The sequence below is a fragment of the Pseudomonas sp. GW823-FHT06B06 genome (assembly GCF_058795195.1).
This window is the reverse complement of the sequence record NZ_JBXAHO010000017.1, coordinates 136,856-145,442: the sequence shown is the minus strand read 5'-3', so window position 1 is coordinate 145,442 and position 8,587 is coordinate 136,856. Positions and strand designations below refer to the sequence as shown.

Here is an 8,587-nt window from a genome sequence, read left to right as displayed (position 1 = left end):
GCGTCAACAGTCAGAATCGAGCCTTGTCCCTCCTCCTCCCTTCAAGTCCTACCATACAAGCGAGCCTGCTCGCGAAGGCGATGGCACATCCAATATCGATGTGGCTGACAGATCGTTTTCGCGAGCAGGCTCGCTCCCACAGTTCAGAAACCTTGCGGAGTCGAACGAGCAACAATCGCTTCCACATTCAACCCACGCGGCAACCCGCCATAAACCCGCCCACCGCCATTCAGGCGACTGGCGATAAACCCGTCACTCACCGCCGTATTCCCCGCCTCCAACAACAGCTTCGCCTGTAACCCAAGGGCGATGTCTTCGGTCAACTGCCGGGCACGGTATTGAATATCGTCGGTATCCTTGAAGGCCGACTGCAATTGGGCGATGTGCGCGGCCAGGCGTTTATCGCCATGACCATCACCCAATTCGCTGAACAATGCATCGAGCACGCCCGGTTCCTTGGACAAAGCGCGCAGCACATCAAGGCATTGCACGTTGCCGGAGCCTTCCCAGGTCGAGTTCACCGGAGCCTCGCGATACAGGCGCGGCAAGATGCTGTCTTCCACGTACCCCGCCCCGCCCATGCATTCAGCGGCTTCATTGATCATGGCCGGCGCGCGCTTGCAGATCCAGTACTTGCCCACCGCTGTCACCAGCCGGGCGAACTTGGCTTCCTGTGAGTCGTCCAGATGATCGAGCGCCCGCCCCATGCGCAGGCTCAAGGCCAGGGCGGCTTCGCTTTCCAGCGCCAGGTCCGCCAGCACGTTCTGCATCAAGGGCTGTTCGCTGAGCAACTTGCCGCCAACCTTGCGGTGGGCGCAGTGGTGGCTGGCCTGGGTCAGCGCCTGGCGCATCAACGAACTTGAGCCGACCATGCAATCGAAACGGGTCATGGCGACCATCTCGATGATCGTCGGCACGCCGCGCCCTTCCTCACCGACCATCCACGCCAAGGCCCCGCGAAACTCCACTTCGCTGGAGGCGTTGGAACAGTTGCCGAGTTTGTTTTTCAGGCGCTGGATGTAGAACTGATTGCGCGTGTCGTCCGGACGATGCCGCGGCAGCAGGAAACAGGTCAGCCCCTTGTCCGTCTGCGCCAGGGTCAGGAAGGCATCGCACATGGGCGCCGAACAGAACCACTTGTGCCCCACCAGTTCGTACGCCTGGCCAGGACCGCTGGCGCCCACCGGATAAGCCTTGGTGGTATTGGCGCGGACATCGGTGCCGCCCTGCTTCTCGGTCATGGCCATGCCAATCGTGACGCCGGCCTTGTGGGCCATGCCGACATTGCGCGGGTCATATTCCGTGGACAGGATCTTCGGCAGCCATTGATCCGCCAGGTCCGGTTGCAGGCGCAACGCCGGGACGCTGGCGAAGGTCATGGTCAATGGGCAACCGCTGCCGGCTTCGGCCTGGCTATGCAGGTAGGTCATGGCGGCGCGGGCGACATGCGCACCGGACTGCGGATGCGCCCAGGGCAACGAGGTCAGGCCATGCTCGATCGCTGCGCGCATCAATTCATGATAGGCCGGGTGAAACTCCACCAGGTCGATACGATGTCCATAGCGATCATGACTGCTGAAAATCGGCTTGTTCTGATTGGCCAGGAAACCCGCCGCCATCAACGGTCCGCCGGCGAGCGCGCCGTACGCATCGATCCGCGATTCGGCCCAACCGGCCCCGAAACGCCGCGCCCACTCCTGCAGGGGCAGGTCGATGCGATACAGGTTGGTGCCATCCAGCGAGGGTGGCTGGTTGGTGACTTCGTGGGTTTCGGCGAACTGATGCAGGTTCATGACGGGGCTCCTTTGCTCAGCCAAGGGACTTCAGTTAAGCACCGCCCCCTGGCCGATCAAAGTGTCATATCTGCCTAACTGTCGGCGCTTTCGCCCTGCTCTGAACAGAGCACGCGACGATAAAGCGCGACCTGCAAGTCCTCGAATTTCACCGGCTTGCTCAAATGGTCAATCATCGCGCCGCTCTCGCAGCGCTCCAGCTCAGTCCCCAGGGCGATCATGAATATCGGCACTTGCGCGTAACCGGGCAATGCCCGGATCCGGCAGCACACGGAAACACCGTCGAGCGCTTGCAACTGACAATCGACCAGCACCGCATCGAAGGTTTCGCGCTGCAAAAAATCCAGCGCGGCCAGGCCGCTGTCGGCGGTGCGCACGCGAAACCCGAGCTTGAGCAACATGCCGCGCATCACCAACTGGTTGACGTTGTTGTCATCCACCAGCAATACGCTGCAATCCTGAGGCTGGCGCAGCCGTGGCGATTCCCGCGTCGCGATCGGTGTGGCAGGTCGCTGCGGTGTGGCAATGTCAAATTCGACATCAAGCTGGAAACGGCTGCCGCGCCCGGGCTCGGAGCGGTGCGTCAGGCGTCCGCCAAGCAATTCCACCAGTTGCCGGCAGATGGCCAGGCCGACACCCAGGCCGCCGTACTCGCGCGTCATCGAACCATCGAGCTGGAAGAAGCGCTGATACATCGTCGCCTCTCCAAGGTCAGTGAAGCCGATACCGGTGTCGATCACCGCAAAGGACAACGCCAGTCGCTCTGGGTTGACTGGTTTCCCGGTGACCCGCAACGCCAGCCCGCCGACCCGGGTAAACTTGATGGCGTTATCCAGCAGGCACTCCAGGCATTGCGCCAGCTTGGCGCTATCGCCGTCCAAGCGATCCGGCACACCCGGTGCCACGTCGACCTTGAAGTCCAGCGACTTGCTCGCGGCATTGCCGTAGAACTGGGCACGCAATGCCTCCACCACGTTGCGCAAGCTGAAGGTGGTCGCAGAAGCCTTGAGCTTGCCCGCCTGCAGTTCGGTCAGGGTGAGAATGCCATTGACCATGCGCATCATGTCCCGCGCCGATCCCGCAGCCGTTTGCTGATATTGCTCCAGCTCAGGGTCCATCTCGACGGTCTGCATCAGCTCCAGCGATCCGATCACGCCGTTCATGGGCGTACGCAATTCGTGGGTCAGGGTGGCGAGGAATTCGTCCTTGAGCTTGTTGCTGTGTGCCAGCTGCTGGTTGAGCGCCTCAAGTTTTTGCCCGGCGTCGAGCAGGGTTTGCGCCTGCTGCTCGCGCATGGCGTTGATACGGTCGGCCAGGGCCATGGACAGCAGCGCCACTTCGATGGCCGAGCCAATCTGGCTGGAGTACATGGTCAGGAACACATTCGGCAGGTAACCGAGCACCATCAATGTATTGATGATGCCGCCTAGCAGAAACGCCGACCAGGCAATGATGAAATAGCGCGCAACCCGCAACCCGCGCAACCAGGCGAAAATCCCCGCGGCAAAAATCACCACCGTGAAGGTCAGGGCCAGGGTCGTGGCCAGGCGCAAGGCCAAGGCATAGCTGGTCATCAGGGACAACCCGACCACCAGCGCGCTGAATGCCACCAACGCCAGCAGCAATCGGTCCATCCAGCGGCTGAGGGTGGCGGTCTGCAGGAAGCTGCGGGCGAACTGGCTACCGAACAATCCGGCACAACCGATGAAAAAAGGCGTCGAAGCGTTGGCCCACCAGGGATTGTCTGGCCAGAAATACTGCACGGCCGCGCCGTTCACCGACAGCTGATACAAGCCAAACGAGGCGATGTAGAAGATGTAGTAGAGATAGCTGGTATCGCGCACGCTGAGGTAAATGAACAGGTTGTAGACCAGCATGCCCAGCAATACACCGTAGATCAGCCCCAACACATAGAGGCGCACCGGTTGGTCTTCGAGATAGGCCGTACTGGACCACAACGTAACCGGCGCCTGGATCGACCCCTGGCTTTGCAGGCGCAAGTACAGGGTTTGCGCTTGGCCAGGCGTAAATTCCAAAGTGAACAGATAGTTGTTCTGGCGTATTTCACGACTGGCGAACGGCAAGGCGTCGCCGGTTTGCCTGGCCAATTGATAGTTGCCGCTCGCGTCAGGCAGATACAAGTCAAGGTGATCGAGCGGTGGGTAAGCCAACTCCAGTAGCCAGGTCCGTTGCGCAGTCGGGTTTGAAGGGCGGTAATGCAGGTCGATTTTCAGCCAGAACACCGAGCGCGAATAGCCGGCATTAAGGGTGGTCTTGTCATGCGCCTTGAAGTTGCCAGCTGCCGCCTGCGCACGAATATCCGCGACAGTCGCCTGACCACCCGCGTCTTCAAACACTTGCAGGGTTCGCCCGAGGGGAAGGCTTCGGGTGAGTTCATTGAACTCAACGGCGTTCGCCAAGAGGGGCAAACACAACACAAACATCAGCAAATAGCGCATTTATGCCCCAGCATGGCCTGTCCGGTCTTGTCAGGAAGCCCCCCATTCCTTTTGAGTAGACGTAAAACCGGTGATACCTGTTATTGGTTTGGATCCACTCTAGCATAGCCGTTGATGGCTAATGAGCACTACCGAAATTTTTCACACAAAGGCTCTAGAACGGTAGTTCCAGCGAAAATTATTGAGATAGAGCGTTTGGTTTGGTCACAAAATCAAAAGATCGCAGCCTTCGGCAGCTCCTACGGTTTTCGCGTCGAGCTGAAGACCCTGTAGGAGCTGCCGAAGGCTGCGATCTTTTGACTGTCGCGCGGCGGGCTTCGAAAAAAGATGTTTGGTGGTAAGCTCGCGCACCATGAATATCTACAGCTCTCGCCCCGTTGTCCTCTGTCTCTCCGGCCACGACCCAAGTGGTGGCGCCGGCTTGCAGGCAGATATCGAAGCCTTGCTCGCTCAGGGTTGCCATGCGGCTCCGGCCGTCACCGCCCTGACCGTGCAAGACACCGTCAATGTCACTGACTTTCGCGTGCTCGACCGTGAGTGGGTGTTGGCCCAGGCCAATGCCGTGCTCAACGATTCCGAAGTCGCGGCGGTCAAGCTCGGCATGCTCGGCTCCCTGGAAATGGTCGACACCGTGGTCGAACTGCTTTCGGCGCACCCGCACTTGCCGGTGGTCTGTGACCCGGTACTGCGCGCCGGTGGCGGAGGTCGACTGGGCAAGGACGAAGTCGGCTACGCCATGCGCGAACGCCTGCTGCCGCTCTCGATCATCGCCACCCCCAACCTTCCCGAAGCCCGTATCCTCGCCGAACTGCCTGAAGGCACCGCGGATGAGTGCGCTGAAAAACTCCTGCCGTTCGTCAAACACCTGCTGATCACCGGCGGCCATGGCGACGAAACCGAAATCCACAACCGCCTGTACAGCCGCGACGGCTTGCGCGAAACCTACACCTGTCAACGTTTGCCGGGCAGCTATCACGGCTCGGGTTGCACCTTGGCCAGTGCGCTTGCCGGCCGTCTGGCCCAAGGTGAAAACCTCGCCAGCGCCGTACAGACTGCACTTAACTACACGTGGCGCACCCTGCGCGATGCGGAGCAGTTGGGCAAAGGCCAATTCGTGCCACGCCGCCTGCCACTGGACTTCTGTTCGTAACTCTCTATTAGCTGCGGTGAGGCTTGCTTGATGAAACTACGTGGCCTGTACGCCATTACCGACAGCCAGTTGCTGGCCGGTAAATTTCTTTCGTACGTGGAGGCGGCGCTGGAAGGTGGCGTCACCCTGCTGCAATACCGCGACAAGAGCAGCGATGAGGCCCGTCGTTTGCGTGAAGCCGAAGCCTTGCGCGACCTGTGCGAACGCTACAAGACCCAGTTGATCATCAACGACGACGCCGAGCTGGCGGCCCGCCTGAACGTGGGCGTGCATCTGGGCCAGACCGATGGCCCGCTGTCGCCGACCCGCGCCCTGCTCGGCTCCAAAGCGATCATCGGCTCGACCTGCCACGCGCAGCTTGAATTGGCCGAGCAAGCCGCCAGGGAAGGCGCCAGTTATGTCGCGTTCGGCCGCTTCTTCAATTCCAACACCAAGCCCGGCGCCCCGACCTGCAGTCTCGACCTGCTCGACCAGGCCCGCAGCAAACTGCATCTGCCGATCTGCGCGATCGGCGGCATCACCCTCGACAACGCCGCCCCGCTAGTGGCCCATGGGGTCGATCTGCTCGCCGTGGTACATGGCCTGTTTGGCGCCGAGAGCACGGCTGAAGTGACCCGCCGCGCCCGCGCCTTTAACGAATTACTGAAAATCTGATTTGAGAGCCCGATCATGTCTCGTTCCGAAACCCTGTTTGCCAATGCCCAGAAACACATCCCCGGTGGCGTGAACTCGCCGGTCCGTGCATTCAAGAGCGTTGGCGGCACGCCGTTGTTCTTCAAGCATGCCGAAGGCGCCTACGTCACCGACGAAGACGACAAGCGCTATGTGGACTACGTCGGTTCCTGGGGCCCGATGATCCTGGGCCACAGTCACCCGCAAGTCCTGGATGCCGTGCGCAAGCAGCTTGAACACGGCTTGTCCTACGGCGCGCCGACCGAGATGGAAACCCAGATGGCGGATCTCGTCTGCTCGCTGGTGCCGTCGATGGAAATGGTGCGCATGGTCAGCTCCGGCACCGAAGCGACCATGAGCGCGATCCGCCTGGCCCGTGGCTTTACCGGTCGCGACAGCATCATCAAGTTCGAAGGCTGCTACCACGGCCACTCCGACAGCCTGCTGGTCAAGGCCGGCTCCGGGGCCTTGACCCAAGGCGTGCCGAGCTCGGCGGGTGTACCCGCCGCGTTCGCCAAACACACCCTGACCCTGCCATTCAACGACATTGATGCCGTCGAGGCCATGCTTGCCGAAGTCGGTCAGGACGTGGCGTGCATCATCGTCGAACCGGTCGCTGGCAACATGAATTGCGTGCCGCCGGCCCCAGGATTCCTCGAAGGCCTGCGGACCCTGTGCGACAAGCACGGCGTGGTGTTGATTTTCGACGAGGTGATGACCGGTTTCCGTGTTGCCCTTGGCGGCGCCCAGGCTCACTACGGCGTGACACCGGACCTGACCACCTTCGGCAAAATCATTGGCGGCGGCATGCCGGTCGGTTGCTTTGGCGGCAAGCGTGAAATCATGTCGCGTATCGCCCCGCTGGGTCCGGTATACCAGGCCGGTACATTGTCGGGTAACCCGCTGGCGATGGCGGCGGGCCTGACCACCTTGCGCCTGATCAGCCGCCCGGGCTTCCACGACGAACTGACCGACTACACCACTCGCCTGCTCGACGGGTTGCAAGTGCGTGCCGATGCGGCTGGTATTCCCTTCGTGACCACCCAGGCCGGTGGCATGTTCGGCCTGTACTTCAGCGGTGCCGACGACATTGTGACCTTCGACGACGTGATGGCCAGCGATGCCGCCTTGTTCGGCCGCTTCTTCCACTTGATGCTCGAAGGTGGCGTATACCTGGCGCCAAGCGCTTTCGAAGCCGGCTTCACCTCGATCGCCCACGGCGAAGTCGAGCTGAAACTGACCCTGGATGCCGCCGAGCGCGCCTTTGCTGCGCTGAAGTAACGCCGTAGCGCTGACGCTGGCCATTGCCGGCGTCAGCCTTCACTCCTGCCCTTTTTCCTGCTCATCTGCTAATAATCCCTGTTAAGTGGCCGATATATTTCCCGCGCAGCAGAAAAACGAGTAAAGACTTTGTAAGGTTGGCCCTGCTTATTTCATAATGCGCGCTTATTGGATCCCCTCGATGGGTCCGCGCGCCCCTCAGAGGTAAGTCGATTCCCATGAACCGCACCGGCCGCGCCCTTTCACTGGGCTGCCTGTTGCTCCTTCAGCCCCTGCTCGCGCTCGCACAAGCAGGCGGTAACTCGTTGTTAATCCCAGCGATGGGTCGCTGCACCCTCAATACCCAGCCGCAAGACCTGGAACAGGCACTGGCTGCCTGCCAGAAAGCGTCGGATGAAGGGGATGCCCAAGCGCAATACGAGTTGGGTGAGTTCTACTACGATGGGAATAACGCGCCACGCGATCTCAATAAAGCCCTGAACTACTTCGAAAAAGCCTCGCTGCAAGGCCATGCGCAGGCCCAATTCAAACTCGGCACCATGTTCTTTCACGGCGAGGGCGTACCGGCCAATAATATTCAGGCGTACATCGTACTGAAGATGGCGGCGGTCAACGGTGCGGAAGAAGCCTTGGACACGGCCGACGAAGTCGCCGAGAAGATGCCGCGCCAGGAACTGGAAGTCGCCACTCAGGTGCTGGGGCAAATCTTCCGTAAATACCTGATGGAATTGCAGAGTGCCGATGGGCGGACGCCGTTCGCGCCGCTTCCCTGACTTCAGTATTGATCTGACGGCCCCTTCGCGAGCAGGCTCGCTCCCACAGTTGATCTATTGTGGGAGCGAGCCTGCTCGCGAATGAGGCGACTCGGTCTTGAAGACTACTTCTCAGGCATCGGCACCGGAAACGGCATCACATTGCCGACCGTGCCGCGGGCTTCGCTGATTTTCGGTGTACCCAGGCGCTCGACCTCGTCGATGCGCACGATCGAATGCATTGGCACGAAACTGCGCACGACCCCTTCGAACTGGGCCTTGAGCTTCTCCTCGCTCGGGTCTACGACTACCTGTGTGCGCTCGCCAAAGACGAACTCTTCCACTTCCAGGAAGCCCCACAGATCGCTTTGATAGATCTGCTTGGCGTACATTTCGAACACCTGGCCCTGATTGAGGAAAATCACCTTGTAGATTGGAGCTTCACGTTTGGTCATGGTGGGCGAGCAACACATCGGGGGA

7 protein-coding genes are annotated in these 8,587 nt (G+C 60.6%); 4 read left to right on the top strand and 3 right to left on the bottom strand.

The genetic code is table 11. The features are described from left to right. Nucleotides 1-143: 143 nt before the first annotated feature. Nucleotides 144-1,793, bottom strand: coding sequence for an acyl-CoA dehydrogenase family protein (locus AC1Q8Q_RS17660; RefSeq protein WP_168758989.1), 1,650 nt, complete (start codon nucleotides 1,791-1,793; stop codon nucleotides 144-146). Between the two features lie 74 nt (nucleotides 1,794-1,867). Beyond that, nucleotides 1,868-4,252 carry a 7TM diverse intracellular signaling domain-containing protein gene (locus AC1Q8Q_RS17655; RefSeq protein ID WP_492615287.1) on the bottom strand — a complete coding sequence of 795 codons (2,385 nt, stop codon included), beginning with the start codon at nucleotides 4,250-4,252 and terminating at the stop codon, nucleotides 1,868-1,870. Between the two features lie 352 nt (nucleotides 4,253-4,604). Here AC1Q8Q_RS17655 and AC1Q8Q_RS17650 point away from each other — a divergent pair, with 352 nt between their 5' ends. From AC1Q8Q_RS17650 to AC1Q8Q_RS17635, 4 genes are all read left to right on the top strand, one after another. Continuing rightward, nucleotides 4,605-5,402, top strand: coding sequence for a hydroxymethylpyrimidine/phosphomethylpyrimidine kinase (locus AC1Q8Q_RS17650; RefSeq protein WP_008052407.1), 798 nt, complete (start codon nucleotides 4,605-4,607; stop codon nucleotides 5,400-5,402). 30 nt (nucleotides 5,403-5,432) lie between these two features. Beyond that, nucleotides 5,433-6,056: a thiamine phosphate synthase gene (thiE, locus tag AC1Q8Q_RS17645; protein ID WP_020798735.1), complete on the top strand. Its 624-nt coding sequence runs from the start codon at nucleotides 5,433-5,435 to the stop codon at nucleotides 6,054-6,056. Nucleotides 6,057-6,071: 15 nt separating this feature from the next. After that, entirely contained in the window at nucleotides 6,072-7,355 is a 1,284-nt protein-coding gene (gene hemL / locus AC1Q8Q_RS17640) for a glutamate-1-semialdehyde 2,1-aminomutase (RefSeq protein WP_168758991.1), read from the top strand. Between the two features lie 218 nt (nucleotides 7,356-7,573). Further along, complete coding sequence (locus tag AC1Q8Q_RS17635; protein WP_020798737.1) at nucleotides 7,574-8,128, top strand: tetratricopeptide repeat protein; 555 nt, start codon at nucleotides 7,574-7,576, stop codon at nucleotides 8,126-8,128. Between the two features lie 104 nt (nucleotides 8,129-8,232). On the opposite strand, the gene AC1Q8Q_RS17630 is transcribed toward AC1Q8Q_RS17635, so the two are convergent. Further along, on the bottom strand, nucleotides 8,233-8,562 hold the full coding sequence (locus AC1Q8Q_RS17630; RefSeq protein WP_008066015.1) for a DUF1820 family protein: 330 nt from the start codon (nucleotides 8,560-8,562) through the stop codon (nucleotides 8,233-8,235). Nucleotides 8,563-8,587 lie beyond the last annotated feature (25 nt).

Excerpts from the sequence above, each read along its gene's own strand:
- AC1Q8Q_RS17635 (WP_020798737.1), top strand. The coding sequence starts at position 7,574 with ATGAACCGCACCGGCCGCGCCCTTTCACTGGGCTGCCTGTTGCTCCTT.
- hemL (WP_168758991.1), top strand. The coding sequence starts at position 6,072 with ATGTCTCGTTCCGAAACCCTGTTTGCCAATGCCCAGAAACACATCCCC.
- AC1Q8Q_RS17655 (WP_492615287.1), bottom strand. The coding sequence starts at position 4,252 with ATGCGCTATTTGCTGATGTTTGTGTTGTGTTTGCCCCTCTTGGCGAAC.
- AC1Q8Q_RS17660 (WP_168758989.1), bottom strand. The coding sequence starts at position 1,793 with ATGAACCTGCATCAGTTCGCCGAAACCCACGAAGTCACCAACCAGCCA.
- AC1Q8Q_RS17650 (WP_008052407.1), top strand. The coding sequence starts at position 4,605 with ATGAATATCTACAGCTCTCGCCCCGTTGTCCTCTGTCTCTCCGGCCAC.
- thiE (WP_020798735.1), top strand. The coding sequence starts at position 5,433 with ATGAAACTACGTGGCCTGTACGCCATTACCGACAGCCAGTTGCTGGCC.
- AC1Q8Q_RS17630 (WP_008066015.1), bottom strand. The coding sequence starts at position 8,562 with ATGACCAAACGTGAAGCTCCAATCTACAAGGTGATTTTCCTCAATCAG.